The sequence below is a fragment of the Staphylococcus caledonicus genome (assembly GCF_016238465.1).
GTDB classification, from domain to species: Bacteria; Bacillota; Bacilli; order Staphylococcales; family Staphylococcaceae; genus Staphylococcus; species Staphylococcus caledonicus.
Window position 1 is genome coordinate 59,154 of the sequence record NZ_JABTXV010000005.1, and the last position, 26,451, is coordinate 85,604.

General features: G+C 34.0%; 23 protein-coding genes. 18 read left to right on the forward strand and 5 right to left on the reverse strand.

Going from position 1 to position 26,451, the window contains the following annotated elements:
• Positions 1-10 precede the first annotated feature (10 nt).
• Positions 11-1,093, forward strand: a complete 1,083-nt coding sequence (locus HS848_RS11160; RefSeq protein ID WP_198612384.1) for a glycosyl hydrolase family 28-related protein — start codon at positions 11-13, stop codon at positions 1,091-1,093.
• A gap of 72 nt (positions 1,094-1,165) precedes the next feature.
• On the opposite strand, the gene HS848_RS11165 is transcribed toward HS848_RS11160, so the two are convergent.
• Together HS848_RS11165 and HS848_RS11170 are read right to left on the reverse strand one after the other, a co-directional pair.
• Complete coding sequence (locus HS848_RS11165; protein WP_198612417.1) at positions 1,166-1,975, reverse strand: prephenate dehydratase; 810 nt, start codon at positions 1,973-1,975, stop codon at positions 1,166-1,168.
• A 54-nt stretch (positions 1,976-2,029) separates the two neighbouring features.
• Complete coding sequence (locus tag HS848_RS11170; RefSeq protein ID WP_198612385.1) at positions 2,030-3,073, reverse strand: nitric oxide synthase oxygenase; 1,044 nt, start codon at positions 3,071-3,073, stop codon at positions 2,030-2,032.
• Positions 3,074-3,254: 181 nt separating this feature from the next.
• On the opposite strand from HS848_RS11170, the gene HS848_RS11175 reads away from it, so the two are divergent.
• The 10 genes from HS848_RS11175 to HS848_RS11220 all read left to right on the forward strand — a co-directional run bounded on the left by HS848_RS11175 (position 3,255) and on the right by HS848_RS11220 (position 14,904).
• Positions 3,255-4,724, forward strand: coding sequence for a nicotinate phosphoribosyltransferase (locus HS848_RS11175; protein WP_198612386.1), 1,470 nt, complete (start codon positions 3,255-3,257; stop codon positions 4,722-4,724).
• Positions 4,717-5,538 (forward strand): ammonia-dependent NAD(+) synthetase, encoded by an 822-nt coding sequence (nadE, locus tag HS848_RS11180; RefSeq protein ID WP_198612387.1) that lies wholly within the window; start codon positions 4,717-4,719, stop codon positions 5,536-5,538. The genes HS848_RS11175 and nadE overlap by 8 nt, the downstream gene beginning before the upstream one ends.
• Positions 5,539-5,739: 201 nt before the next feature.
• On the forward strand, positions 5,740-6,345 hold the full coding sequence (locus HS848_RS11185) for a DUF2179 domain-containing protein (RefSeq protein WP_107507714.1): 606 nt from the start codon (positions 5,740-5,742) through the stop codon (positions 6,343-6,345).
• Positions 6,326-6,499 carry an NETI motif-containing protein gene (locus tag HS848_RS11190; RefSeq protein ID WP_107507715.1) on the forward strand — a complete coding sequence of 58 codons (174 nt, stop codon included), beginning with the start codon at positions 6,326-6,328 and terminating at the stop codon, positions 6,497-6,499. The genes HS848_RS11185 and HS848_RS11190 overlap by 20 nt, the downstream gene beginning before the upstream one ends.
• Positions 6,500-6,849: 350 nt before the next feature.
• Complete coding sequence (gene purB, locus HS848_RS11195; RefSeq protein ID WP_107507716.1) at positions 6,850-8,145, forward strand: adenylosuccinate lyase; 1,296 nt, start codon at positions 6,850-6,852, stop codon at positions 8,143-8,145.
• Positions 8,146-8,238: 93 nt separating this feature from the next.
• Positions 8,239-8,541, forward strand: a complete 303-nt coding sequence (locus HS848_RS11200) for a YerC/YecD family TrpR-related protein (protein ID WP_107507717.1) — start codon at positions 8,239-8,241, stop codon at positions 8,539-8,541.
• A gap of 253 nt (positions 8,542-8,794) precedes the next feature.
• Entirely contained in the window at positions 8,795-9,490 is a 696-nt protein-coding gene (gene pcrB, locus HS848_RS11205; RefSeq protein WP_198612388.1) for a heptaprenylglyceryl phosphate synthase, read from the forward strand.
• Positions 9,487-11,679 (forward strand): DNA helicase PcrA, encoded by a 2,193-nt coding sequence (pcrA, locus tag HS848_RS11210; protein WP_107507719.1) that lies wholly within the window; start codon positions 9,487-9,489, stop codon positions 11,677-11,679. The genes pcrB and pcrA overlap by 4 nt, the downstream gene beginning before the upstream one ends.
• Before the next feature lie 3 nt (positions 11,680-11,682).
• The gene (ligA, locus tag HS848_RS11215; RefSeq protein ID WP_198612389.1) at positions 11,683-13,686 is read left to right on the forward strand and encodes an NAD-dependent DNA ligase LigA; all 2,004 of its coding nucleotides are present in this window, start codon (positions 11,683-11,685) and stop codon (positions 13,684-13,686) included.
• A 12-nt stretch (positions 13,687-13,698) separates the two neighbouring features.
• The gene (locus HS848_RS11220) at positions 13,699-14,904 is read left to right on the forward strand and encodes a CamS family sex pheromone protein (RefSeq protein ID WP_198612390.1); all 1,206 of its coding nucleotides are present in this window, start codon (positions 13,699-13,701) and stop codon (positions 14,902-14,904) included.
• 142 nt (positions 14,905-15,046) lie between these two features.
• Here HS848_RS11220 and putP read toward each other — a convergent pair whose 3' ends face one another.
• Positions 15,047-16,585: a sodium/proline symporter PutP gene (putP, locus tag HS848_RS11225; protein ID WP_198612391.1), complete on the reverse strand. Its 1,539-nt coding sequence runs from the start codon at positions 16,583-16,585 to the stop codon at positions 15,047-15,049.
• Positions 16,586-17,065: 480 nt separating this feature from the next.
• On the opposite strand from putP, the gene gatC reads away from it, so the two are divergent.
• The 7 genes from gatC (at position 17,066) to dinB (ending at position 25,058) form a co-directional block, all read left to right on the forward strand.
• Positions 17,066-17,368, forward strand: coding sequence for an Asp-tRNA(Asn)/Glu-tRNA(Gln) amidotransferase subunit GatC (gene gatC / locus HS848_RS11230; protein WP_107507723.1), 303 nt, complete (start codon positions 17,066-17,068; stop codon positions 17,366-17,368).
• A gap of 1 nt (position 17,369) precedes the next feature.
• Positions 17,370-18,827 (forward strand): Asp-tRNA(Asn)/Glu-tRNA(Gln) amidotransferase subunit GatA, encoded by a 1,458-nt coding sequence (gatA, locus tag HS848_RS11235; RefSeq protein ID WP_198612392.1) that lies wholly within the window; start codon positions 17,370-17,372, stop codon positions 18,825-18,827.
• Positions 18,828-18,839: 12 nt separating this feature from the next.
• A complete protein-coding gene (gatB, locus tag HS848_RS11240) occupies positions 18,840-20,267 on the forward strand; it encodes an Asp-tRNA(Asn)/Glu-tRNA(Gln) amidotransferase subunit GatB (protein WP_198612393.1) in 1,428 nt (475 codons plus the stop codon).
• A 221-nt stretch (positions 20,268-20,488) separates the two neighbouring features.
• Entirely contained in the window at positions 20,489-21,451 is a 963-nt protein-coding gene (locus HS848_RS11245) for a diacylglycerol kinase (RefSeq protein ID WP_198612394.1), read from the forward strand.
• Between the two features lie 124 nt (positions 21,452-21,575).
• Positions 21,576-22,952, forward strand: coding sequence for a 23S rRNA (uracil(1939)-C(5))-methyltransferase RlmD (rlmD, locus tag HS848_RS11250; protein ID WP_198612395.1), 1,377 nt, complete (start codon positions 21,576-21,578; stop codon positions 22,950-22,952).
• A gap of 267 nt (positions 22,953-23,219) precedes the next feature.
• Complete coding sequence (locus HS848_RS11255) at positions 23,220-23,873, forward strand: DUF3267 domain-containing protein (protein WP_332871299.1); 654 nt, start codon at positions 23,220-23,222, stop codon at positions 23,871-23,873.
• A 114-nt stretch (positions 23,874-23,987) separates the two neighbouring features.
• Positions 23,988-25,058, forward strand: coding sequence for a DNA polymerase IV (gene dinB / locus HS848_RS11260; protein ID WP_107507728.1), 1,071 nt, complete (start codon positions 23,988-23,990; stop codon positions 25,056-25,058).
• A gap of 57 nt (positions 25,059-25,115) precedes the next feature.
• Here the strand turns inward: dinB and HS848_RS11265 are convergent, their stop codons facing one another.
• Positions 25,116-25,670 (reverse strand): 3'-5' exonuclease, encoded by a 555-nt coding sequence (locus tag HS848_RS11265; protein WP_198612419.1) that lies wholly within the window; start codon positions 25,668-25,670, stop codon positions 25,116-25,118.
• Positions 25,671-25,816: 146 nt separating this feature from the next.
• The gene (ftnA, locus tag HS848_RS11270) at positions 25,817-26,317 is read right to left on the reverse strand and encodes an H-type ferritin FtnA (RefSeq protein ID WP_107507730.1); all 501 of its coding nucleotides are present in this window, start codon (positions 26,315-26,317) and stop codon (positions 25,817-25,819) included.
• Between the last annotated feature and the right edge of the window lie 134 nt (positions 26,318-26,451).

Genomic DNA, 26,451 nt, shown 5'->3' on the forward strand with positions numbered 1-26,451 from the left:
GGGACAGAAAATGTTAATTAACGCACAAGACTACGGATTAACTGGTTATAACAAACGCAAAGATACGAAAGCTATTCAAAAAGCGCTTAATAAGGCGAAATATGGTGAACATACTGTTTATATACCAAGTGGCACATATCATATTGGTAAAGCGCTCATTATTTATGATTCAACTACATTATTATTAGAGGAAGATACGACACTTTTACGATGTAGCAAGGATGCTCTTTTAAAGAATGGAAGACAGTTCGGTTTTTATCATGGCTATCAAGGAAATAGTCACATTTATATAAAGGGCGGAACATTTGATATGAATGGGGTAGACTATCCTTACAATAATACGGCAATGTCGATTGGTCACGCTGAAGATATTCAATTGATTGGTGTGACAGTATTAAATGTTGTGGGAGGCCATGCCTTAGATGCTTGTGGTATTGATGGACTATATATCAGAGATTGTGTTTTTAAAGGATTTAGAGATATAGATGGGGATCGCTCATTTTCAGAAGCAATTCAATTAGATATTCAAGTACCAGGCGCATTTCCAAAATTTGGCACGACGGATGGAACGATAACAAAAAATGTCGTGATTGAAAATTGTTACTTCGGAGCAGCTGACCACCCTGATATGAAAGCATGGAATAGAGCGATTGGTTCACATGCAAGTCGTCACAATAAATTCTATGACAATGTGTCTATCAGAAATAATACTTTCGACGGCCTCAATGAATATGCGCTCACTCCATTAAAATCTAAAAATATGATTATTTCACAAAACGAATTTAGAAATTGTAATGGCGGTATTCGTTTCTTGGGTGTTAAAGATGGTAAGAACGCGGCTGATCCATTGACTGGCCACGTTCAAGTGTCACAAGGTGGAGAGAATTTAAGTGTGATTGGCAACCATTTTTCAGGAAAAATGACACGAGATGCGATTCATATTAGAAGTTATAATAATGCTAAGCATAAGCAAGTATTTATTGCAGGCAATACATTTGATGACGCTTCTCAAATGATACATCTAGAAGATATTTCAGAATTAACATTTAATCAACACGATGATGTCAAAGTTAAAAAAATTAATGTAAAATAAAAAACTTCGAGAGTGGGGAGAAGTCTAGTGTGATGACACAGATTTCATTATCCTAACTCTCGAAGTTATTTTTTAGGAGTATGCATTAAAAACTCCAATAATTTTCACTTTAAAATTCAAGTTGTTTAAAATTGATATCACATTATCCAGTTCTTTCGTCTTACCTGTCGTAGTTTGGACAAAAAAGTGATAAAAACCTAACTTCTGTTTCATTGGGCGGGATTCTATCCATGATAAATTGATATCAAATAACGCAAATATATTTAGTATTTTAGCTAATAAACCGGCTTTATTAGCTTTAGGTGATATCAATAAAATAGTATTGTTTCCATCTTTATCAAAGTTAGCATGATTTTTAATAACTAAAAAACGAGTGACATTGAGTGAATAATCTTGAATATGGCTATCGATAGGAGCGAAACTATATAATTCTCCACTTCCAAGTGGCGCTATAGCCGCTTCAGTAGAAGAGATTTTCTCTAATCCTTGAATGGTACTGTCAACATAATCATATTCAAATTGATGTTGATGGATATATTGAATTGTTTGACTAATGGCTGGCGCAATTGAATATACTTTTGTAATATCTTCAATTTGAGTTCCTTCATTTGCGTATAAACCAAAATCAATATTCATATGAATTTCACCATGTGCGTAAACCTCTTGTTGAATTAATGAGTCAGCAACAATATTGATAGTCCCTTCAATCGAATTTTCAAGTGGCACGATACCTATTGCGTCATCATTGTCTGCGACAGATTTAACTACATCATATAAGTTTTGTGGTGGACAATGACTATATGCAAACTCTCTTTCTAAAGAATATTGCTTTGCTGCAAGATAAGAGAAAGTTCCTTTAGGTCCTAAATAGTATAAATTCATCACAAACATTACCTCCGTGTCTGCTGAACATTAATGGAATGGACACTTCAATGCTTATTTCTTTTTATGATGAAAATTAGGATTCTTAATCTTATTTTTATATCCATGGTGATAATTCTCAGTCAGTGTAGGTGAAAGAGGTGGCGCTAGCCATGACCATTTACCAGTTACTTCTCGCTCATGTCGATGTTCTTTCTCTTCAAATAGTTGGAACTGCTTTGAAGCAGTTAAATGATCAACGATTGATACACCTTGTGTTTTAAAAGAATGATAAACAGCATAACTCAATTCTACTAATGTTCGATCTTTATTAAATGAATTATTTTTAAGTGTACCAAAATCAAAGGCATCCGCAATAGTTTCTAATAAATTATAACGATACGTATCAGTAAAATTACGCACTGCTATTTCAGTAACCATATACCAACCATTAAATGGCGCAGTTGGATAGACAATACCACCGATGTTTAAATCCATATTTGAAATAATAGGCACACCGTACCATTTTAAATTTAAATCTTTTAATTTTGGAAAACGATTATGCTCGATGTTAACCTCTTTAACTAAATCAGAAGGAAGTGAATATAACTTAATTTCTTCATTAGGCAATTGGTAAATCAGAGGCAAGACATCGAAATCTGTACCTTCACCTTTCCAACCTAAATGTTCAGCTAGTTGGGTCACTTCACGTTCAGATGGATCTCCTTTATCTTCATATCCTGCATAACGTATTAATTGATTATTATAAATTTTCGGCGCATTTTCAGCTGAGAAAATAGTGATATATGGTTTTATTTTCCCGCCATTTGTCGCTTCTTCAAGATGTTTATTGATTGCAGTAATAAACTCTGAGTGATTACTCACATCTCTCGCGTCTTCAACATGTAGCGACTCCCAAAACAATCGGCCTATACAACGATTAGAATTACGCCAAGCAAGTTTAGCGCCATAGCTTAACTCTTCGTACGTATGTGTATATGTCCCTGTTGAAGCAATTTCTTTTTCTATCATTGCAATTCTTGTTTCCATATCAGCTTTTGAGTACTCTAATTCAGTATACATTGTGTGTATAAAAGACTTAGCTTCTTCTAATATCATATGACCACCTCATCCAATATTATAATCTAGACAATTAATTAACTCATTTAAATACTTCTTTTGTCACGAATTTGTCGGATAACTAATATTTCATATTTAAAATAAGAGTAAAACCCCCGAGAATACTCACTTCTATCGAATTATGATAAAATAATGAAAAAGACCGTTAGGAGAGATAATGGTGTATCGTTACGAAGATGACAGTTTAATGTTACATAATGATTTATATCAAATTAACATGGCCGAAAGTTACTGGAATGATGGCATTCATGAACGGAATGCAGTATTCGACTTATATTTCAGAAGTATGCCATTCGAAAGTGGTTACGCTGTATTTAATGGGTTAAAACGAGTGATTCAATTTATTGAAAATTTCCATTTTAGCGACTCTGATATTGAATATTTACAATCGATAGGATATCAAAATGATTTTCTAGATTATTTAAAAAACCTTAAATTTACGGGTAATATTCGAGCTATGCAAGAAGGGGAACTTTGTTTCGGTAATGAACCACTACTACGTGTAGAAGCACCTCTTATCCAAGCTCAACTTATTGAAACAGTATTATTAAATATCGTTAACTTCCATATTCTTATCGCAACTAAAGCTAGCAGAATCCGTCAAGTTGCGCCAAATGATATATTAATGGAATTTGGTACGCGTCGTGCTCAAGAACTTGACGCAGCTTTATGGGGCGCACGTGCAGCCTACATCGGTGGTTTCGATTCAACAAGTAACGTACGTTCAGGTAAGTTGTTTGGTATACCCGTTTCAGGAACGCATGCACATGCATTAGTACAAACTTATGGCGATGAATATAAAGCATTTAAAGTATACGCCGAACGCCATAAAGATTGTGTATTTTTAGTAGACACATTCCATACTTTAAAATCTGGTGTACCAACAGCGATTAAGGTTGCCAAAGAGTTAGGCGATAAAATTAATTTTGTAGGTATCCGTTTAGACTCTGGTGATATTGCCTATCTATCTAAAGAAGCACGGCGTATGTTAGATGAAGCTGGTTTCCCAGACGCTAAAATCATTGCGTCAAACGATTTAGATGAACAGACAATTATGAGTTTAAAATCACAAGGTGCTAAAGTGGATTCATGGGGTGTAGGTACTAAATTAATTACTGGTTTTGATCAACCAGCACTAGGTGCAGTTTATAAACTTGTAGCAGTAGAAGATGAACATGGCCAATATGTTGATCGAATTAAATTGTCTAATAATGCTGAAAAGGTAACGACACCAGGTAAAAAGAAAGTATATAGAATTATTAACTCGAAATCTGGTAAAGCAGAAGGCGATTATATTACGTTAGAACATGAAAATCCTAACAATGAACAACCGTTAAAAATGTTCCACCCAGTCCACACCTATAAAATGAAGTACATTAAACACTTCGAAGCGATCGACTTACATCACTCTATCTTTGAAAATGGTCAACTCGTATACGATTTACCAAGTGAAAAAGAAGCACAAGACTATTTAAAAGAAGCACTCTCTAAATTATGGGAAGAAAATAAACGTTATTTAAACCCACAAGAATATCCAGTTGATTTAAGTACAGCTTGTTGGGACAATAAACATAAACGCATCTTTGAAGTGGCAGAACATGTAAAAGAAATGGAGGAAGACAATGACTAAGTTACAAGATATTGTAATGAAAGAAATGAAAGTTAAAAAGAATATTGATAGTAAACAAGAGATTCATGAAATCATTCATTTTATTAAAAGTTATGTTCAATCTCACGCTTTTATTAAGTCACTTGTATTAGGTATTTCAGGTGGGCAAGATTCAACGCTTACTGGTAAACTTGCACAATTAGCGGTTGAAGAATTACGTAAAGAAGGTCGTGAATGTCAGTTTATCGCTGTAAAACTCCCATATGGTGTACAAAAGGAGGCGGATGAAGTAGAAGAAGCTTTAAAATTTATCAATCCGGATGAAACGATTACCGTAAATATTAAACCTGCCGTAGATCAAAGTGTACAATCTTTAAAAGAAGCAGGCATTGAGTTAACTGATTTTCAACGTGGTAATGAGAAAGCACGTGAACGTATGAAAGTTCAATATTCTATTGCCTCTAATCGAAGTGGTATTGTCATTGGAACAGACCATTCTGCAGAAAATATCACTGGCTTTTATACTAAATATGGTGATGGTGCAGCAGACATCGCCCCAATTTTCGGATTAAATAAAAGACAGGGTAAACAATTATTAAAGTATTTAGACGCATCTAAACGTTTATATGAAAAAGTTCCAACTGCTGATTTAGAAGACGATAAGCCACAATTACCTGATGAAGAAGCACTAGGTGTAAGTTATGAACATATTGATGATTATTTAGAAGGTAAAGAAGTTCCTAGTGACGCACGTGAAACAATTGAAAAGCACTATGTTCGTAATGCACATAAACGCGAACTAGCATATACACGATATACATGGCCAAAGAATTAACTCGCCGAATTTATGAGAAGTTCCATTAAATATTTTATAAGCAAGCATTAAAATAGGTTGAATGAATAAAAAAATTATAATTTACTAATTTAAATTGAAATTAAATACACACAGTTTATGATGATTTACTAGTGACAAAATAAAATATCACTGATAAAATTATCTCGATTTTAGTAATACAAGGAAGAAATGAGGAATAACATGTCAGTGATAACGGCAAACCCATGGTTAATGGTAGCAGCGATATTCGTTATTAACGTTTTTTACGTGACATTTTTAACGGTACGTACAATCTTAACGTTAAAAGGCTATCGCTATATGGCCGCAGTAGTGAGTTTCCTTGAGGTATTGATATATGTCGTTGGTCTTGGATTAGTTATGAGTAGCCTTGATCAAATTCAAAATATCGTCGCTTATGCCTTTGGTTTCTCAATTGGTATCATAGTGGGAATGAAGATTGAAGAGAAACTCGCATTAGGTTATACAGTTGTAAATGTAACTTCATCAGAGTATGAATTAGATTTACCAAATGAATTAAGAAATCTTGGGTACGGCGTTACGCACTATGAGGCTCATGGTAGAGACGGTAGTCGAATGGTAATGCAAATTTTAACCCCTAGACGATTTGAACGTAAATTAATGGATACAGTACGTACTTTGGATGAAAAAGCTTTTATCATTGCGTATGAGCCTAGAGCAATACACGGTGGTTTCTGGACTAAAGGCGTACGTACTAGAAAAGTTAAAGCATATGAAGTAGAAGAAATAGAAAGTGTAGTGGAACACGATGAAGTTCAGAGTAAATGATAATGAAACCATCTCAGAGTGTTTAGCACGCATGCGTGAAGCGGGCTATATGCCTGTCAAACGTATTGAAAAGCCAGTGTATACTGAAGATAAAGACGGAAATATTGAAGTATTACGCCAAGACATTCAGTTTGTTGGTAAAAAAATAGAATAGGATGTGGGTTAGCAATCAAATGTAATTTAAATGTTTGGTTGTTCCATCGTCATTTCCTAAAAGAAATCTAAGTGAAGAATTAATAGATAAGATGATTGAACGACACATCATCATCTATTCGTATTACGCGCACTTAGGTTTCTTTTTATTGTTGCATTTACGACAAATTAAGATATTAGTGTTTTTCTTATAAGAATCATTTATACTAGAAATGCGAGAAAAAGGCTTATACTTTTCATATAGAATCTGTTAAACTTAAACAGAAAGCTTAGACACGAACTATTTTTGTGTTTTTATGGTTAATGTACAGTTTTTGCCACAAATTTAATACATAGAATAGGAGTTTAAAGATGATTGAACGTTATTCAAGAGAAGAAATGTCTAATATTTGGACAGACCAAAATAGATATGAAGCATGGTTAGAAGTTGAAATTTTAGCATGTGAAGCATGGAGTGAATTAGGTCATATTCCTAAAGAAGATGTTAAAAAAATAAGAGAAAATGCGCGAGTAAATGTTGAACGTGCCAAAGAAATTGAGGAAGAAACACGTCATGATGTGGTAGCCTTTACTAGACAAGTTTCTGAAACATTAGGTGAAGAACGTAAATGGGTGCATTATGGTTTAACTTCAACGGATGTAGTCGATACTGCATTAAGTTACGTTATTAAACAAGCGAACGAAATTATTGAAAAAGATATCGAACGTTTTATTAAAGTGTTAGAACAAAAAGCTAAAAAATATAAATATACGTTAATGATGGGACGAACTCATGGTGTACATGCTGAACCAACAACGTTTGGTGTGAAGATGGCGCTATGGTATACGGAAATGAAACGTAATCTAAAACGTTTTAAAGAAGTACGTGAAGAAATCGAAGTAGGTAAAATGAGTGGCGCAGTAGGAACATTTGCGAATATTCCACCAGAAATTGAAAGCTATGTTTGTAAACATTTAGGTATCGATGCTGCACCAGTATCTACTCAAACATTACAACGTGATCGTCACGCATATTATATTGCGACGCTAGCATTAGTAGCTACTTCATTAGAAAAATTTGCAGTAGAAATTCGTAACTTACAAAAAACTGAAACACGTGAAGTAGAAGAAGCCTTTGCCAAAGGACAAAAAGGTTCTTCAGCTATGCCTCATAAACGTAATCCAATTGGTTCTGAAAATATTACTGGTATTTCACGTGTCATCCGTGGTTATATTACAACAGCATATGAAAATGTACCATTATGGCATGAACGTGATATTTCTCATTCATCAGCAGAACGTATTATGTTACCAGATGTAACTATTGCATTAGATTATGCATTAAACCGTTTTACAAATATTGTTGATCGTTTAACTGTATATGAAGATAATATGAGAAATAATATTGATAAAACATTTGGTTTAATCTTCTCACAACGTGTATTATTGGCTTTAATTAATAAAGGTATGGTTCGTGAAGAAGCATATGATAAAGTACAACCTAAAGCTATGGAATCATGGGAAACTAAAACGCCATTCCGTACATTAATTGAACAAGATAATGATATTACTAACGTTCTTTCGAAAGAAGAATTAGATGAATGTTTCAACCCTGAACATCATTTAAATCAAGTGGATACAATCTTCCAACGTGCCGGCTTAGAATAAGTAACTATTCTTTTCAATGAAATCATTACACTTTAACTATTTAATGCGTTAAAATGAGATTATATTGAAATTGGAATATAGGGGTTGTTTGAGATGCAAATCGAAAAACTACGAGGACAAGCATTAGATGAATTATTTGATGCGATTCTAACACTTGAAAATAGAGAAGAGTGCTATCAATTTTTTGATGATTTATGCACTGTAAATGAAATACAATCATTATCTCAAAGACTTCAAGTTGCTAAAATGATTAAACAAGGTTTTACTTATGCAACGATTGAAAAAGAATCGGGTGCATCAACAGCGACTATTTCTAGAGTGAAACGTTCATTACAATGGGGTAATGATGCTTATACAATAATCCTAGATCGATTAAATATTGAGACGAAAGAATAAGTTTTAATAGTTTAGTTATAAATATCGTACTCATAACTCGGAGATGATTTCCAATTAGGAAATGGTCTTCGAGTTTCTTTCTTTTATAAATGATTTAAATAGAGTCTTTCTAAAGCTAAGTAGGTAGAAATACAAATCGATTTAACGGCTATAAGTTGTAAATTTTCGATGTTAAAATAGTCTAATCTGTTTAGAACTCAAAGATTAAAAATGCTATAATTTAGTGTATGTTAAAAAAAGGAGTTATGGATATATGTACGACATTAAGGAATGGCAACATGTGTTTAAACTTGATCCGGCTAAAGAGATAAGTGACGAAGATTTAGACGCATTATGCATGTCAAATACAGATGCAATAATGATTGGCGGAACAGATAACGTAACCGAGGATAATGTCATTCATTTAATGAGTAGAGTGAGAAGATATCCGTTACCACTCGTTCTTGAAATTTCAAATTTAGATACTGTTATGCCTGGGTTTGATTTTTACTTTGTTCCAACGGTACTAAATAGTAAAGATACAACTTATCACAATGGTATGTTACATAAAGCGTTAAAACAATTTGGACACATGGTTAATTTTGAAGAAGTCGTATTGGAAGGTTACTTAGTGCTTAACCCAGATAGTAAAGTTGCACAATTGACGCAAGCTGATACAAACCTAGATATTGAAGATGTGGAAGCTTATGCACAAATGGTGAATGAAATGTACAAACTACCTATGATGTACATTGAGTATAGTGGGACTTATGGAGACGTTGAGATGGTGAAAGCAGTATCTCAAATGCTAACCAATACACAGTTAATATATGGGGGCGGCATAAGTTCTCTAGAACATGCACAAGAAATGAAGCAATTCGCCGATACCATTATCGTAGGAAATATTATATATTCAGACATTAAGAAAGCCCTTAAAACAGTAAAAATTAAAAAGGAGTCTAATAAATGAATTCATTAGTCAGTAATATGAATAAAGAGCAAAGTGAAGCGGTAAGAACTACAGAAGGACCACTACTTATAATGGCTGGTGCTGGTTCAGGTAAGACGAGAGTATTAACGCATCGAATCGCCTATTTATTAGATGAAAAAGATGTCTCTCCTTATAATATTTTAGCAATTACCTTTACTAATAAAGCAGCTAAAGAAATGAAAGAGCGTGTTGAACAATTAGTGGGCGAAGAAGCCCAAGTCATATGGATGTCAACTTTCCACTCTATGTGTGTGCGTATCTTAAGACGAGATGCAGATCGCATTGGAATTGAACGTAACTTTACAATTATTGATCCAACCGATCAAAAATCTGTGATAAAAGACGTATTAAAAAATGAAAACATCGATAGCAAACGCTTTGAACCACGTATGTTTATCGGCGCAATCAGTAATCTAAAAAATGAATTGAAGACACCTGAAGATGCGATAAATGAAGCTAATGATTTCCATTCACAAATGGTGGCTACGGTATATAGTGGTTATCAACGTCAATTGTCACGTAACCAAGCGTTAGATTTTGATGACTTAATTATGAAAACAATTAGATTATTTGAACGTGTTCCAGATACGTTAGAATATTATCAAAATAAATTCCAATATATTCATGTAGATGAATATCAAGATACCAACAAGGCTCAATATACACTCGTCAAACTTCTCGCTAGCAAGTTTAAAAATCTTTGTGTTGTTGGTGATTCAGACCAATCTATCTATGGCTGGAGAGGCGCTGACATTCAAAATATTTTATCTTTTGAAGCGGACTACCCTAATGCGAAAACCATTTTCCTAGAACAAAATTATCGTTCGACTAAAACCATTTTAACGGCTGCTAACGAAGTGATTAAAAATAATTCGGAACGTAAACCTAAAGGCTTATGGACAGCTAATACGGGTGGCGATAAGATAAAATACTATGAAGCGATGACTGAACGTGACGAAGCTGAATACGTCGTGCGTGAAATTATGAAGCATCGAAAAATTGGAAAAGATTATAAAGACATGGCGATTCTCTATAGAACCAATGCGCAATCACGTGTGTTAGAGGAAACATTTATGAAATCAAATATTCCTTACACGATGGTTGGGGGACAAAAATTCTATGACCGTAAAGAGATTAAAGACTTACTAAGTTATCTTCGAATTGTGGCTAATAGTAATGATGATATAAGTTTGCAACGTATTATAAATGTGCCTAAACGTGGTATTGGCCCTTCATCAGTTGAGAAGATTCAAAGATACGCCGTTGAGAATAATATAAGTATGTTTGATGCATTGGGTGAAGTAGATTTTATCGGACTTTCTAAAAAGGTGACACAAGAGTGTATTCAATTCTACGAGTTAATTCAAAACTTAATTAAAGAACAAGAATTTTTAGAAATAAGTGAAATTGTGACTGAAATTCTTGAAAAATCAGGCTACCGTGACATGCTTGAACGTGAACAAACAATTGAATCAAGAAGTCGTTTAGAGAACATCGATGAGTTCATGTCAGTACCTAAAGACTACGAAGAAAATACGCCTCTAGAAGAACAGTCATTAATTAACTTTTTAACAGATTTATCATTAGTGGCTGATATCGATGAAGCTAATATCGAGAGTGGCGTTACTTTAATGACTATGCACTCAGCTAAAGGTTTAGAGTTCCCAATTGTCTTCTTAATGGGTATGGAAGAATCTTTATTTCCTCATATCCGCGCAATTAAAAGTGACGACGAACATGAAATGGAAGAAGAACGTCGTATTTGCTATGTAGCAATCACACGTGCCGAAGAAGTCTTGTACATTACGCACGCAACGTCACGAATGTTATACGGACGTTCACAATCGAATATGCCTTCACGATTCTTACGAGAAATTCCTGAAGATTTATTAGAAGTGCCTGCAAAACAACAACGACAAACGATCACACCTAAGTCCTCATCACAACCGAAGCGTGGTTTCAGCAAGCGTACTACGTCATCTAAGAAACAAGTTTCAGCTTCAGACTGGAAAGTAGGAGACAAAGTGACGCATAAATCTTGGGGAGAGGGTATGGTAAGTAATGTGAACGAGAAAAACGGTTCTGTAGAATTAGATATTATTTTTAAATCTGAAGGACCTAAACGTTTATTAGCTCAATTTGCCCCTATTAGTAAAAAGGAGGATTAATTAATGGAGAACATCCAAAACCGAGTGAATGAGTTGCATAATTTATTAAATCAATATAGTTATGAATATTATGTGCAAGATAATCCTTCTGTACCAGATAGTGAATATGATAAATTATTGCGTGAATTAATTGATATTGAAGAGGCACATCCAGAATATAAAACCAATGATTCACCTACAGTGCGTGTTGGTGGAGAAGCGCAATCCTCATTTGAAAAGGTCGATCATGATACCCCAATGCTAAGTTTGGGTAATGCTTTTAACGAAGCTGAACTACGTCGGTTCGATGAACGTATACACGACCATACAGATAATGTGGAATACATGTGTGAGTTAAAAATTGACGGGTTAGCCGTGTCTCTTAAGTATGTGGATGGCCGTTTCGTACAAGGATTGACACGTGGAAACGGAACGACTGGTGAAGACATAACTGAAAACTTGCGTACCATTCATGCGATTCCTTTAAAAATTAAAGAACCATTAAACTTTGAAGTGCGTGGCGAAGCCTATATGCCACGTAGTTCATTTATGGCTTTAAACGAAGAAAAAGAAAAAAATGAAGAACAACCATTTGCTAATCCGCGTAATGCTGCTGCCGGTTCTTTAAGACAATTAGATCCTAAATTAGCAGCCAAACGTAAGTTAAGTGTCTTTCTATATAGTGTAAATGATTTTACTGATTTCGATGCTACTACTCAAAGTGGCGCTTTGGATGAGTTAGATCGTCTAGGATTTAAAACGAATCAAGAACGTGAACGTGTTCAAGATATTGAAGGTGTTTTAAATTATATTGAAAAGTGGACGGCACAACGCGAACAACTTCCATATGATATTGATGGCATTGTAATAAAAGTTAATGATTTGGACCAACAAGATGAAATTGGTTATACTCAGAAATCGCCAAGATGGGCCATCGCCTACAAATTCCCAGCTGAAGAAGTGGTGACCACTTTACAAGACATCGAATTGAGTATAGGGCGTACAGGCGTCGTTACACCTACAGCTATTCTCGAACCAGTGCGTGTTGCAGGAACTACAGTCTCTAGAGCTTCCTTACATAATGAAGATTTAATCAGAGAACGTGATATTAGAATCGGAGATAGTGTAGTTGTTAAAAAGGCTGGGGATATTATTCCAGAAGTGGTTAGAAGTGTGATTGAACGACGCCCAGACGATGCTCAACCGTATCATATGCCAACCCATTGCCCAAGTTGTGGTCACGAACTTGTACGTATTGAAGGTGAAGTAGCTCTACGTTGTATCAACCCTAAATGTCAGGCACAACTTGTAGAAGGTCTGATCCACTTTGTATCACGTCAGGCAATGAATATTGATGGCTTAGGCACTAAAATCATTCAACAACTGTATCATAATCATGTGATTAAAGATGTAGCAGATATTTTCTATTTAACAGAAGATGATTTATTACCGTTAGAACGTATGGGTGCTAAAAAGGTTGAGAATTTACTCACTGCAATTCAAGCCTCTAAAGCAAATTCATTAGAACACTTATTATTTGGTTTAGGCATTCGCCATTTAGGTGTTAAAGCAAGCCAAGTTCTCGCTGAGAAATATGAAACTATGGATCGCTTACTTGAAGTTACTGAAGATGAATTAGTAAGTATTCATGATATAGGAGATAAACTTGCACAATCTGTAGTCACTTATTTGGAAAATGAAGATATACAAGCTTTAATTGAAAAATTGAAAAATAAAAACGTTAATATGGTATATAATGGTGTTAAAACAAGTGAAATAGAAGGGCATCCTGATTTTCAAGATAAAACAATAGTCCTAACAGGAAAGTTACAACAAATGACTCGAAAAGAAGCTTCGGCTTGGTTAGAAATGCAAGGCGCTAAAGTAACAAGCAGTGTAACCAAAAGCACGGACCTTGTTATTGCAGGTGAAGACGCAGGTTCGAAACTAACTAAAGCTGAAAAGTTTGGTACTGAAGTTTGGACAGAAGAACAGTTTATAACTAAGAAAGATGAAATATCAAATTAGAGGAGAACGGCAATGAAGCGGACACTACTATTGGTAATTATGTCGCTTGTGCTGTTAGCGGCATGTGGCAACGGTAATAATAAAAATGATCAATCGGTTAACAAACAAGAAGATACGAGCTCAAATTCAAACAATGTAAAGACAATTGCAACAGATAAGAAAGTGCAAGGAGATAATTATCGTACAATTTTACCGTTTAAAGAAAGTAAAGCTAGAGGGGTATTACAAGATAATATGGCCAATAGCTATAACGGGGATGATTTTGAGAGTGGTCTATTAAATTTGAGTAAGGATGTTTTTCCTACCGATGATTTCCTTTATCAAGATGGACAATATTTAGATAAAGATACACTTAATAACTACTTAAACCCTAAATACTCTAAAAAAGAAATCGATAAAATGAGCGATAGTGAGAAAAAATCTAAAAAAGCTAGTGAAAATTTAGGTTTAAATCCTTCACATAATGGAGAGGATGACCCTGAAAAGATAGCAGATGAGTCTCCCGCTTATTTGTCTAATATTTTAGAACAAGATTTTTACGATAACAGTGATACTAAAGGGTCTAATATTAAAGGTATGACCATCGGCTTAGCTATGAATAGTGTTTATTATTATCAAAAAGAAAAAGACGGCGAAACATATAGTAGAAAGCTTGATGATGATGAAATTGAAAAACAAGGTAAAGCTATGGCGTCTGAAATCCTTACCCGCTTAAGAGCAAATGATGATTTGAAAGATATACCTATCCACTTTGCGATTTATAAACAATCTGATCAAAATTCAATTACACCAGGTGAATTTATAGCAAATACTACGGTAGATGAAGATCAAACTAAAATTAATAAATGGAATAAAATTAATGAAGTATCAGCATTATTACCGTCAGAAACTGCAGAGAAGTACAACGAAACTTTAAATAATAATTTCAAGCAATTTAATAATAATCTACAATCTTACTTTACTAACTTTACTCAAGCAGTAGGTAAGGTTAAGTTTGAAGATAAGAAACCAAGACAACTGACAATTGACTTGCCAATTGATTATTATGGTCAAGCTGAAACAATCGGTATTACTCAGTATGTAACAGAACAAGCTGAGAAATACTTTGACGATATTGACAGTTATGAAATTCGTATTAAAGATGGTAACACATCACGTGCTTTAATCAGTAAAACAAAAGACGACAAAGAACCACAAGTTCATATTTATAATAATTAGTCATAATTACAAGACTGATATATAAATTTTAAAAAAGAGTTGTAGAGGTGATTCGATAATGAATTACCTCTACAACTCTTTAATTATCAATACTACGATAGTTATATATGATTTTAGTTTTAAATAAAAAATTTCTTTCTGCTTATTTCTCTTTAATAATAGCTTTTACTTGTGCTAAATCTCGTTCAACAAACTCACCAGGTTGTTGCGTGAATAAGCTAACAACATAAGTAACAATTACACTTACAAGGAAACCTGGAATGATTTCATACATGCCAAAGATTTCATTGATACTTGCTAATGGTTTAACCCATGCAATCCATACGATAACGACTAGTGCTCCAGCAATCATACCGCTAATGGCACCAGCGCGTGTGAGCTTCTTCCAGTAAAGTGCGAATAATACTAATGGACTAAATGCGGCCCCAAAGCCAGCCCATGCGTTACCAACTAAGTTTAAAATAGTATCATTAGGAGACCAAGCAATAGCAATGGTTACGATAGCTACGACAAGTACTGAGAGTCTACCTACTAATACAAACTCTTTTTGATGTGTTTTAGCGTGTTCTTCGCCACGGAATAATTTATAGAAATCTTCGGTTAATGAGCTTGAAGTTACAAGAAGTTGTGAAGAAATCGTGCTCATAATAGCTGCTAAAATAGCTGCAAGTAAGAAACCACCTACAAGTGGATGGAACAGAATTTGACTCATAATAATAAATAATGTTTCAGGGTCATTCATCTTAATGTCATTATCAGCAATAAAGGCAATACCTGTTAAACCAACACCAACAGCTCCTAAAAGACCAACAGCCATCCAGCTTATGCCGATACGACGTGCCTTAGGTAACATCTTGTGTGATTTAATTGACATAAATCTTACAATAATATGAGGTTGACCAAAATAGCCTAAACCCCAGGCAAAGAGAGAAATCATACCTAAGAAAGTAGTGCCTCTAAATAAATCTAAATTTGTTGGTTTCATTTCAGCTACACGAGAGAAAGTATCCCATCCATTTAGTTGCATCATGGCTACGATAGGTACCATAACCATGGCGATTAACATAATTACCCCTTGGAAGAAATCAGTAATTGATACAGCTAGATAGCCTCCAAAAAATGTATATAAAATAACAATAACTGCTACTAAAATAAGTCCAAAGTGGTAATCTAGACCAAATGCACTTTCAAATAGTTTGCCACCTGACACAAAACCAGAGTGTGTATATAAAGTGAAGAATACTACAATGATTAAACCAGAAACAATTTTAATAATAGACTGTTTATCATTTAATCTATTTTTAAAAAAGTCAGGTAGGGTAATCGCATCACCGGCAAGTTCTGTATAAACTCTTAGCCTCGGTGCAACAATTAAATAATTTAAATAAGCGCCAAGCGTTAACCCAATAGTAATCCATATTGCCGATAAGCCAGTACTATAGACTGAGCCGGGCAATCCCATTATCATCCAACCACTCATATCTGACGCTCCCGCAGATAGGGCAGTAATGTATGGTCCGATACTTCTACCACCTAACATGTACTCACTTAAGTTACCAGTTGCTTGTTTATAACCGTAGTACCCGATAATAAGTAAAATAATAAAATAAACAGCAATCATGATATATGTTTGCCAACTAGCGTTCACATTACTGCTTAAACTTGCTCCCAAAGTAAACATCTAGAAGTACCCCCTTTGTTTTAAGCTATCTATCACTAAAAATTTAACTTAATCAAAAGCATTACCTTTTAACATTTAGTAATAAGATATTAAATAAATAAGTTACATGTAATATTATACAATATAATGCATGTATTAGAGAAGTGTTATTTTTATTTTTCAAATAAAAATATTGTTATAACAGTTTAGTAATCGCTTACCAATAATTAAAGTAAAATAACTATATTTATACGTATATTGTATATATTGGAAAAAGTTAACTTTAACTATATTTGTACATTTAAATTAACTTAAAAATATTAAATGAGTTACATTAATTTGACTGGACTATAAATTGACAGTAGTATAAGCAAAAATTTTTGTCTTTATTTAGTATAATAGGGTGGTTAACTGACTGTTATAATAATAAATATTTAGATTTTTAAGTGAAAATTTGATACAATTTTATGATGAATGAGTAATAAGGAGGCTTTTTAATTAATGACTAAAGTTACACGTGAAGAAGTTGAACATATAGCACACTTAGCTAGACTTCAAATTTCTGAAGAAGAAACAGAAGAAATGGCTCAAACACTTGAAAGTATTTTAGATTTTGCGAAACAAAATGATACAGCTAATACTGAAGGTATTGAACCAACCTATCACGTTTTAGATTTACAAAATGTCTTACGTGAAGATGAAGCAATCGAGGGCATTCCTCAAGAGCAAGCATTAAAAAATGCTAAAGAAACAGAAGATGGTCAATTCAAAGTACCAGCTATCATGAACGAGGAGGACGCTTAAGATGAGTATTCGCTATGAATCTGTTGAAAATTTATTAAAAATGATTAAAAACAATGAAATCAAACCTTCTGACGTAGTAAAAGATATTTACGACGCTATTGAAGAAACTGATCCAACAGTAAAATCATTTTTAGCTTTAGATAAAGAAAATGCGATAAAAAAAGCTGAAGAGTTAGATGAACTCCAAGCTAAAGGCCAAATGGAAGGCAAGTTGTTTGGTATTCCAATGGGTATCAAAGACAACATTATTACTAAAGATGTAGAAACAACGTGTGCAAGTAAAATGTTAGAAGGCTTCGTTCCTATCTATGATTCAACAGTTATGCAACAATTGCATAATGAAAACGCCGTGCTAATCGGTAAATTAAATATGGATGAATTTGCTATGGGTGGTTCAACTGAAACATCTTACTTTAAAAAGACAGTTAACCCATTTGATCACACTGCAGTTCCAGGTGGCTCATCAGGTGGTTCAGCAGCAGCTGTGGCAGCTGGCTTAGTACCATTTAGTTTAGGTTCTGATACTGGTGGTTCTATTAGACAACCAGCAGCATATTGTGGTGTAGTAGGTATGAAACCTACTTATGGACGTGTATCACGTTTTGGTTTAGTAGCGTTTGCGTCTTCATTAGACCAAATCGGACCAATCACACGTAATGTTAAAGACAACGCATTAGTATTAGAAGCTATTTCAGGAATAGATAAGAATGACTCAACAAGTGCACCTGTTGATGATGTAGACTTTACTTCTGAAATCGGCAAAGATATTAAAGGCTTAAAAATTGCATTGCCTAAAGAATACTTAGGCGAAGGTGTTAATGAAGATGTCAAAGAATCAGTTAAAAAAGCGATTGAAACACTTAAATCATTAGGTGCTGAAATCGATGAAGTGTCATTACCTAATACAAAATACGGTATTCCATCATATTATGTTATTGCATCTTCAGAAGCATCAGCAAACTTAGCTCGTTTCGACGGAATTCGCTATGGCTATCATTCTAAAGAAGCGCAATCATTAGAAGAATTATATAAAATGTCTAGATCTGAAGGTTTCGGCGCCGAAGTTAAACGTCGTATCTTCTTAGGTACATTCGCGTTAAGTTCTGGTTACTATGATGCGTACTATAAAAAATCACAAAAAGTTAGAACATTAATTAAAAATGACTTCGATAAAGTCTTTGAAAATTATGACGTGGTTGTAGGTCCAACTGCACCAACGACTGCTTTCAACTTGGGAGAAGAAATTGATGAACCGTTAACTATGTATGCTAATGATTTATTAACTACACCTGTTAACTTAGCCGGTTTACCAGGTATTTCTGTTCCTTGTGGACAATCAAACGGACGACCAATTGGCTTACAATTTATCGGTAAACCTTTTGATGAAAAAACGTTATATCGTGTTGCGTACCAATATGAAACACAATTCAACTTACACGACGTATATGAAAATTTATAAGGAGTGGAAATAATGCATTTTGAAACAGTTATCGGACTTGAAGTTCATGTTGAGCTAAAAACAGACTCAAAAATGTTCTCTCCATCACCAGCGCACTTTGGAGCTGAACCTAACTCAAATACTAATGTTATTGACTTAGCATATCCTGGTGTTTTACCAGTTGTAAATAAACGTGCAGTAGATTGGGCTATGCGTGCATCAATGGCCTTAAATATGGAAATTGCAACTCATTCTAAATTCGACCGTAAAAACTATTTCTATCCAGACAATCCAAAAGCATATCAAATTTCACAATTTGACCAACCAATTGGTGAAAATGGATATATCGACATTGAAGTAGATGGCGAAACTAAACGTATTGGTATTACTCGTCTTCACATGGAAGAAGATGCAGGTAAATCAACTCATAAAGACGGATACTCACTTGTTGACTTAAACCGTCAAGGTACACCTTTAATCGAAATCGTATCTGAACCAGATATTCGTTCACCTAAAGAAGCTTACGCTTATTTAGAAAAATTACGTTCAATCATTCAATATACAGGCGTATCAGACTGTAAAATGGAAGAAGGTTCATTACGTTGTGATGCCAATATTTCTTTACGTCCTTATGGTCAAGACGAATTCGGTACTAAAACTGAATTGAAAAACCTTAACTCATTTAACTTTGTAAGAAAAGGTTTAGAATATGAAGAAAAACGCCAAGAAGAAGAATTGTTAAATGGCGGTACTATTGGGCAAGAAACTCGTCGTTTTGATGAATCAACTGGCAAAACAATTCTTATGCGTGTTAAAGAAGGATCAGACGATTATCGTTACTTCCCTGAGCCAGACATCGTACCTTTATACGTAGATGACGAATGGAAAGAACGCGTACGTCAAACAATTCCTGAATTACCAGATGAACGTAAAGCTAAATATGTGAAAGAATTAGGTTTACCTGAATACGATGCACACGTGTTAACTCTTACAAAAGAAATGTCAGATTTCTTTGAAGGTGCCATCGACCATGGCGCTGACGTTAAATTAACATCTAACTGGTTAATGGGCGGCGTTAACGAATATTTAAATAAAAACCAAGTTGATTTAGAAGATACTAAATTAACACCTGAGAACTTAGCGGGCATGATTAAACTTATTGAAGACGGTACAATGAGTAGTAAAATCGCTAAGAAAGTCTTCCCAGAATTAGCTGAAAATGGTGGCGACGCTAAGCAAATCATGGAAGACAAAGGATTAGTCCAAATTTCTGATGAAGCTACATTAACTAAATTTGTAGTCGAAGCTTTAGACAATAACCCACAATCGGTTGAAGATTACAAAAATGGTAAAGGTAGAGCTATGGGCTTCTTAGTTGGTCAAATTATGAAAGCTTCAAAAGGTCAAGCTAACCCTCAAAAAGTAAATCAATTATTAAAACAAGAATTAGATAAAAGATAAGTATGATTATTAATATTTAGGACATATGTCCAAAATTAATAGGCTTGAAGGTGGTTTATAAAGAACTCATCTTCAAGTCTTTTTTATTTCAAATATCCTGCATCTCGTGATTCCAATTCTGCAAATTGAAAAGTAAAGTAAAGATAATTGATTGAAATACTTTTAACTTACTTGCAAATCATTTAATATAAATATATGTATAAAAAGTTGAGGGATAATTTATGAGAAAACGGGCAAGAATCATCTATAATCCAACTTCTGGAAAGGAATTATTCAAGAGAACTTTACCAGATGTTTTAATAAAATTAGAGCGAGCAGGTTACGAAACAAGCGCGTATGCCACTGAAAGAGAAGGTGATGCTACGCTAGAAGCGGAACGTGCATTGAAACAAAATTATGATATTTTAATAGCTGCAGGTGGCGACGGTACACTTAACGAGGTAGTAAATGGTATTGCCGAACAACCGAATCGACCTAAGCTAGGTATCATTCCAATGGGAACCGTTAACGATTTCGGCCGTGCATTACACTTACCTAATGATATTATGGGCGCAGTCGATGTCATCATTGATAACCATACAACAAAAGTTGATATTGGAAAGATGAATAATCGTTATTTTATTAATTTAGCTGCAGGTGGTCAACTAACCCAAGTATCATATGAAACGCCAAGTCGTTTGAAATCCATAGTTGGTCCTTTTGCTTATTACATTAAAGGTTTTGAAATGTTACCACAGATGAAAGCTGTTGATTTGCGAATAGAATATGATAATAACGTTTTTCAAGGTGAAGCATTATTATTCCTATTAGGCCTTACAAATTCTATGGCTGGCTTTGAAAAGTTAGTGCCAGACGCTAAACTAGACGACGGCCATTTTACGTTAATTATCGTTGAAAAAGCGAATCTAGCTGAATTAGGCCACATTATGACATTAGCGTCCCGTGGAGAACATATTAAACATCCTAAGGTGATATATGAGAAAGCGACATCAATTAATATTTCGTCATATACTGATATGCAACTAAACGTAGATGGCGAGTATGGCGGTAAATTACCAGCGAATTTCTTAAATTTAAAACGTCATATTGAAGTGTGTACGCCTAAAGATATTTATAATGAAGATTTAACAGAGGACCAACAAGTTGACGATGTAACCGAGACGTCACCAATCGAAGAACAATAATGATAAATTAAACTAAATAGTTATAGAACGAGATGAAGAGGTTGAGACATAGTTTGAATACATAGTACGTGCATCATAGTCTGTATTTAACTATTCGAACCTCTTTTTCGTGTGGGGTGAAAGAATGGAAGTAATAAATAAAAATGATATTAAACAGGGAACAGTGATTGACTTAACGCATGAAGGCCATGGAGTAGTTAAATTTGATCGCTATCCCATATTTGTACCCAATGCGTTAATAGATGAAGATATCGAATTTAAGGTTATTAAAGTTAAAAAGAACTTTGCTATTGGGAAATTAATGAACGTTCTTAAAGAAAGCGAAAACCGCGTAGAGCCACCATGTAAATATTATTGGAAATGCGGAGGTTGTCAACTACAACATATGACCTACGAAGCGCAATTGGCAATGAAGAAAGAACAAGTTGTGAACCTTTTCCATAGGAAGGCTCAATTCAACGATACAGTGATTAACGATACGGTAGGCATGGACGATCCTTGGCGCTATAGAAATAAGTCTCAACTTCCAATTGGTAAAGATAAAGACAACGCTGCAATCATGGGGTATTACCGTCAAAGAAGCCATGACATTATCGATATGGATAGCTGTTTAATTCAAAATGAACAACATCAAGAAATTATGAATCAAATTAAACAATGGATTAATGAATTAAAAGTAAGTATTTATAATGAAAAAACGAAAAAAGGCTTGCTAAGACATTTAGTTATACGTACAGGCCATTACACAGATGAAATTATGGTTATCTTTGTGACAAATGGTTCGAAATTTAAACAAGCTGATATTTTGGTTGAAAAGTTAAATAAAGCTTTTCCAAATATTTCAAGTATTAAACAAAATATTAATAATAGCCATTCGAATGTCATTATGGGGCAACAATCGGTGACTTTATATGGTAAAGATAAAATTGTTGACCAATTAAGTGATACTACATTTAAAATCAGTGACCAATCTTTTTATCAAATCAATTCAAGTCAAACTGAAAAACTTTATAAAAAAGCAATCGATTACGCTCAATTAGACGGTGAAGAAACGGTGCTTGATACTTATTGTGGAATTGGTACGATTGGTCTTTATATGGCGCCAGTAGCTAAGCATGTTTATGGTGTAGAAGTTGTACCCTCTGCGATTAAAGATGCACAACAAAATGCGACTTTAAACCAATTAGAAAATACAACTTTTGTCTGTGGTAAAGCAGAAGACGTCATTATAGAATGGAAACAACAAGGAATAAAACCTGATTTGGTAATGGTCGATCCACCACGTAAGGGATGTGATGAAACCTTCTTAGATACATTATTAACGCTTAATCCTAAACGTATTGTTTATATATCTTGTAATCCATCAACACAGCAAAGAGATGCTCAAATACTGGCTACGAAGTATCAATTGAAAGAAATCACGCCAGTCGATATGTTTCCACAAACGACACACATCGAAACAGTTGCACTATTTGAAAGTTTAGATAACCCCTCAAATTAATTAATTGTAGGCACGATTCACGTCATTTAGAAGACATGAGACTGTATTAAGTATTGGCGCTTTGTACTTTGTGCAACTCGTAATCTTCGTGCTAAGCTAACAATAAAATAGGCCTTTCGCTGTGTAATATTTTAAACAATATTTTTAAATTAGGTGACTTTCATTAAGATCAGATTACAAGGTATTTAATTTATTGAGAAAGTCTTTGTTTCTGAAAGTGAGCCATGTATACTAAGTTTGAATTCAAGCAGTTGGGAGGTCATTATTGTGCATAAGATTGATTTATTATCTAATAAATTGAACTTACCAAAGTTTATTGCGACTCAATTTGTCGTTATCTTATTTGTTATTTTAATCATGTATAAATGGGCATTTATGTTTACCGAAGTTAGAGAACAGACATTTATAGCTAATGGGTTGTATGGTGTTTTAGGGTTTATACTCGCTTTAGGTCTACATGAATTAATACATCGACTCATGTTTTATATTTTTTCGCATGGGGAGCATCCTCGCGTTAAATCTCAAAAGGGTGTTTTAGGGTTTATACTCGCTTTAGGTCTACATGAATTAATACATCGACTCATGTTTTATATTTTTTCGCATGGGGAGCATCCTCGCGTTAAATCTCAAAAGGGTATTTTACTTGTTCATAGCTCAAATAAATACTTTAATAAATGGCAATATTGTACAATAATGCTAGCGCCCATGATACTTATTACTGCCAGTTTGATGGTAGTGTTTAGCTATTATTCTTATTCTTCAATTCTCTTTATTTTAAGCATACATATTGGTTATTGCTTAATTGACGTTTATTTAGTCGGTGTCACATTGATTAATAAGTTTAAATATATACATCCGAGTGAGGAAGGGTTATACATGTACTATCATAAACCACTTCAAACTCATAATTATTATGAATAAATTAAAGATGAGTCTTAATATGTTATATTGTGCACATTTCATGAGTTTTTGTTTCATGACCAGTATAATTATATTAAGGCTTATTTTATTATTTTTTGAAAAGGGGGTGAGAGAATGGCAGAAAGAAGAATTATACACGTCGATATGGATTATTTTTATGCTCAAGTAGAAATGCGAGATAATCCCAAGCTACGAGGTAAACCCGTTATTGTAGGTGGTAAAGCAAGTAATAGGGGTGTCGTTTCTACTGCATCGTATGAAGCGCGTAAATATGGTGTACATTCTGCTATGCCAATGTCTCAAGCCCATAAGCTGTGCCCAAATGGTTATTACGTAAGGGCACGTTTTGATGCGTACCGTGAGGCATCTTCAATAATTATGAGTATTTTCAAAAGTTATACAGAAATTGTAGAGCCTTTAGCGCTTGATGAAGCATATTTAGATATTACACATTTAGTAAGACCTGATTTGTCTGCATCAAAAATTGCTTCTTTTATACGGCGAGATATTTTCGAAAAAACAGGTTTAACCTCATCTGCAGGTGTCTCATACAATAAATACTTAGCTAAATTGGCAAGTGGTATGAACAAGCCAAATGGAATGATGGTCATCGATTATAACAATGTACATGATATATTAATGAATCTAGATATTGGTGAGTTCCCCGGTGTTGGAAAAGCTTCGAAAAAAATTATGCATGAACATGAGATATATACCGGTAAAGATTTACATGAAAAGACAGAATTTGAATTAATTCGATGGTTTGGTAAAAGAGGCAGAGGTTTATATAATAAAGCCAGAGGGATCGACCATAGCGAAGTGAAGGCTACTAGAATTCGTAAATCAGTAGGGACAGAGCGAACGTTTTCTACGGATGTTAATGACGATGATGAGATTCTACAAAAAATTTGGGAATTATCAGGTAAAACTGCCGAACGGTTAGCAAAACTACAAAAATCTGGCAGTACTGTAACGGTAAAATTGAAGACGTATCAGTATGAAACATTCTCGAAGCAACGAAGTTTAAGAGATCCAGTTAGAAATGATATTGATATTTATAATGTAGCGTATGATTTATATAATGAACTAAAGGATCCAAATGTACCTATTCGTTTAATTGGCGTTACAGTTGGTAATTTGGAACGTTCAACGTATCAAAATATGACAATATATGATTTTATTTAAAGATAAAGGCGACATTGATTGTGAATAAGAGGTATGTCTCTCATTCCAATAATGACTCTAACCTTTATCTTTTAAATTTTTACCGTAAATTTGAAGCATACTTTGTAAATTATCATAGTGTTTTAATAATCTAAATGTAATCATCGCACATGCTTTGGCATCATTTAAAGCATCATGGTGTCCGTGAAAATCAAGTTTATAATGATTCATTAAGTGTTTTAAACCATAGCGATAAGCACTGATAGTACGTTTAGCTAATTGATAAGAACAAAAATAAATCATTGAAGGCGTTTCGATATTTAAGTTCTTCAAACTTTGATGTAAGACATTCATATCAAATGCGGCATTGTGGGCGACAACAGGAAGTTGATCTATAAATTGCATCATATAAGGATAAACATGATCAAATCCAGGAGCCTCTTGAACATCTTCTGGTCTTATACCATGCACTTTAATATTTGTTTGTGAAAAGTAATCAAATGGATTCACTAAGGTATAAAAGGATTCTACTATTTCGTTGTTTACTACTTTCACCATGCCGACTGAACAAATACTTGTGCGTTTACCATTAGCAGTCTCAAAATCTAAAGCTACGAATGCGTTATCCACGATACATAATCCTTTCTCAATTATAATTTGATTATATTATTGTAGCTAAACATTCATACATTGAACAGTAAATTGCATTCTCACATATAAATGCCCGATTCATGCTTAGAAAGCACGAATCGGGCATAAAATATATCTTATAGTATAAATTATTCTTCGTTAAATGTACGTGAAGCTAATTCTTTTTCGTATAAGTATAATGTATTGCAATCGTCACCGATACGAGTTAAATAATCAATGTGTGTTTCAAATGTAGACTCTTCTTCAACTTGTTCATCTAAGAACCAATTTAAGAATGAAGTTGTAGCATAGTCTTTATCTTTTTGAGCAATTTCAGATAAATTATAGAAACGACGTGTCACTTCTTGTTCTTGTGCTAAACCATCTTTAAATGTTTCTAAAATTGAATTGAAGTCTGTTTTAGGTGCTGGAATAGCTTTGAATTCTGCACGTTCACCACGATCATTGATGTAATCATAGATTTTTTTACCGTGGAAACGTTCTTCTTTAGCTTGTTGAATGTAGAAGTTTGCGAAACCTTCGTATGATGTATCATCACAATAAGCGGCCATAGCCATATAGGCATGTGCTGCGAAATACTCATGGTTCATTTGATCATTTAACGCTTCTAATAAATCTTTACTTAACATAAAGGTCACCTCTTTAAAATTTTATTATTTATATGTTTGATAAGATTATACCAAATCTATTCTCATTAGTAAATAATAATTATTATAATCTAGAGTGGAAGTTGTTAATTTTAATTGAGAATATTTTTTGTTAT

What these genes read in the sequence shown, in the direction of transcription:
- HS848_RS11160 (WP_198612384.1), top strand. Translation starts at nt 11, where the DNA reads ATGTTAATTAACGCACAAGACTACGGATTAACTGGTTATAACAAACGC.
- HS848_RS11165 (WP_198612417.1), bottom strand. Translation starts at nt 1,975, where the DNA reads ATGAATTTATACTATTTAGGACCTAAAGGAACTTTCTCTTATCTTGCA.
- HS848_RS11170 (WP_198612385.1), bottom strand. Translation starts at nt 3,073, where the DNA reads ATGATATTAGAAGAAGCTAAGTCTTTTATACACACAATGTATACTGAA.
- nadE (WP_198612387.1), top strand. Translation starts at nt 4,717, where the DNA reads ATGACTAAGTTACAAGATATTGTAATGAAAGAAATGAAAGTTAAAAAG.
- HS848_RS11185 (WP_107507714.1), top strand. Translation starts at nt 5,740, where the DNA reads ATGTCAGTGATAACGGCAAACCCATGGTTAATGGTAGCAGCGATATTC.
- HS848_RS11190 (WP_107507715.1), top strand. Translation starts at nt 6,326, where the DNA reads ATGAAGTTCAGAGTAAATGATAATGAAACCATCTCAGAGTGTTTAGCA.
- purB (WP_107507716.1), top strand. Translation starts at nt 6,850, where the DNA reads ATGATTGAACGTTATTCAAGAGAAGAAATGTCTAATATTTGGACAGAC.
- HS848_RS11200 (WP_107507717.1), top strand. Translation starts at nt 8,239, where the DNA reads ATGCAAATCGAAAAACTACGAGGACAAGCATTAGATGAATTATTTGAT.
- pcrB (WP_198612388.1), top strand. Translation starts at nt 8,795, where the DNA reads ATGTACGACATTAAGGAATGGCAACATGTGTTTAAACTTGATCCGGCT.
- pcrA (WP_107507719.1), top strand. Translation starts at nt 9,487, where the DNA reads ATGAATTCATTAGTCAGTAATATGAATAAAGAGCAAAGTGAAGCGGTA.
- ligA (WP_198612389.1), top strand. Translation starts at nt 11,683, where the DNA reads ATGGAGAACATCCAAAACCGAGTGAATGAGTTGCATAATTTATTAAAT.
- HS848_RS11220 (WP_198612390.1), top strand. Translation starts at nt 13,699, where the DNA reads ATGAAGCGGACACTACTATTGGTAATTATGTCGCTTGTGCTGTTAGCG.
- putP (WP_198612391.1), bottom strand. Translation starts at nt 16,585, where the DNA reads ATGTTTACTTTGGGAGCAAGTTTAAGCAGTAATGTGAACGCTAGTTGG.
- gatC (WP_107507723.1), top strand. Translation starts at nt 17,066, where the DNA reads ATGACTAAAGTTACACGTGAAGAAGTTGAACATATAGCACACTTAGCT.
- gatA (WP_198612392.1), top strand. Translation starts at nt 17,370, where the DNA reads ATGAGTATTCGCTATGAATCTGTTGAAAATTTATTAAAAATGATTAAA.
- gatB (WP_198612393.1), top strand. Translation starts at nt 18,840, where the DNA reads ATGCATTTTGAAACAGTTATCGGACTTGAAGTTCATGTTGAGCTAAAA.
- HS848_RS11245 (WP_198612394.1), top strand. Translation starts at nt 20,489, where the DNA reads ATGAGAAAACGGGCAAGAATCATCTATAATCCAACTTCTGGAAAGGAA.
- rlmD (WP_198612395.1), top strand. Translation starts at nt 21,576, where the DNA reads ATGGAAGTAATAAATAAAAATGATATTAAACAGGGAACAGTGATTGAC.
- dinB (WP_107507728.1), top strand. Translation starts at nt 23,988, where the DNA reads ATGGCAGAAAGAAGAATTATACACGTCGATATGGATTATTTTTATGCT.
- ftnA (WP_107507730.1), bottom strand. Translation starts at nt 26,317, where the DNA reads ATGTTAAGTAAAGATTTATTAGAAGCGTTAAATGATCAAATGAACCAT.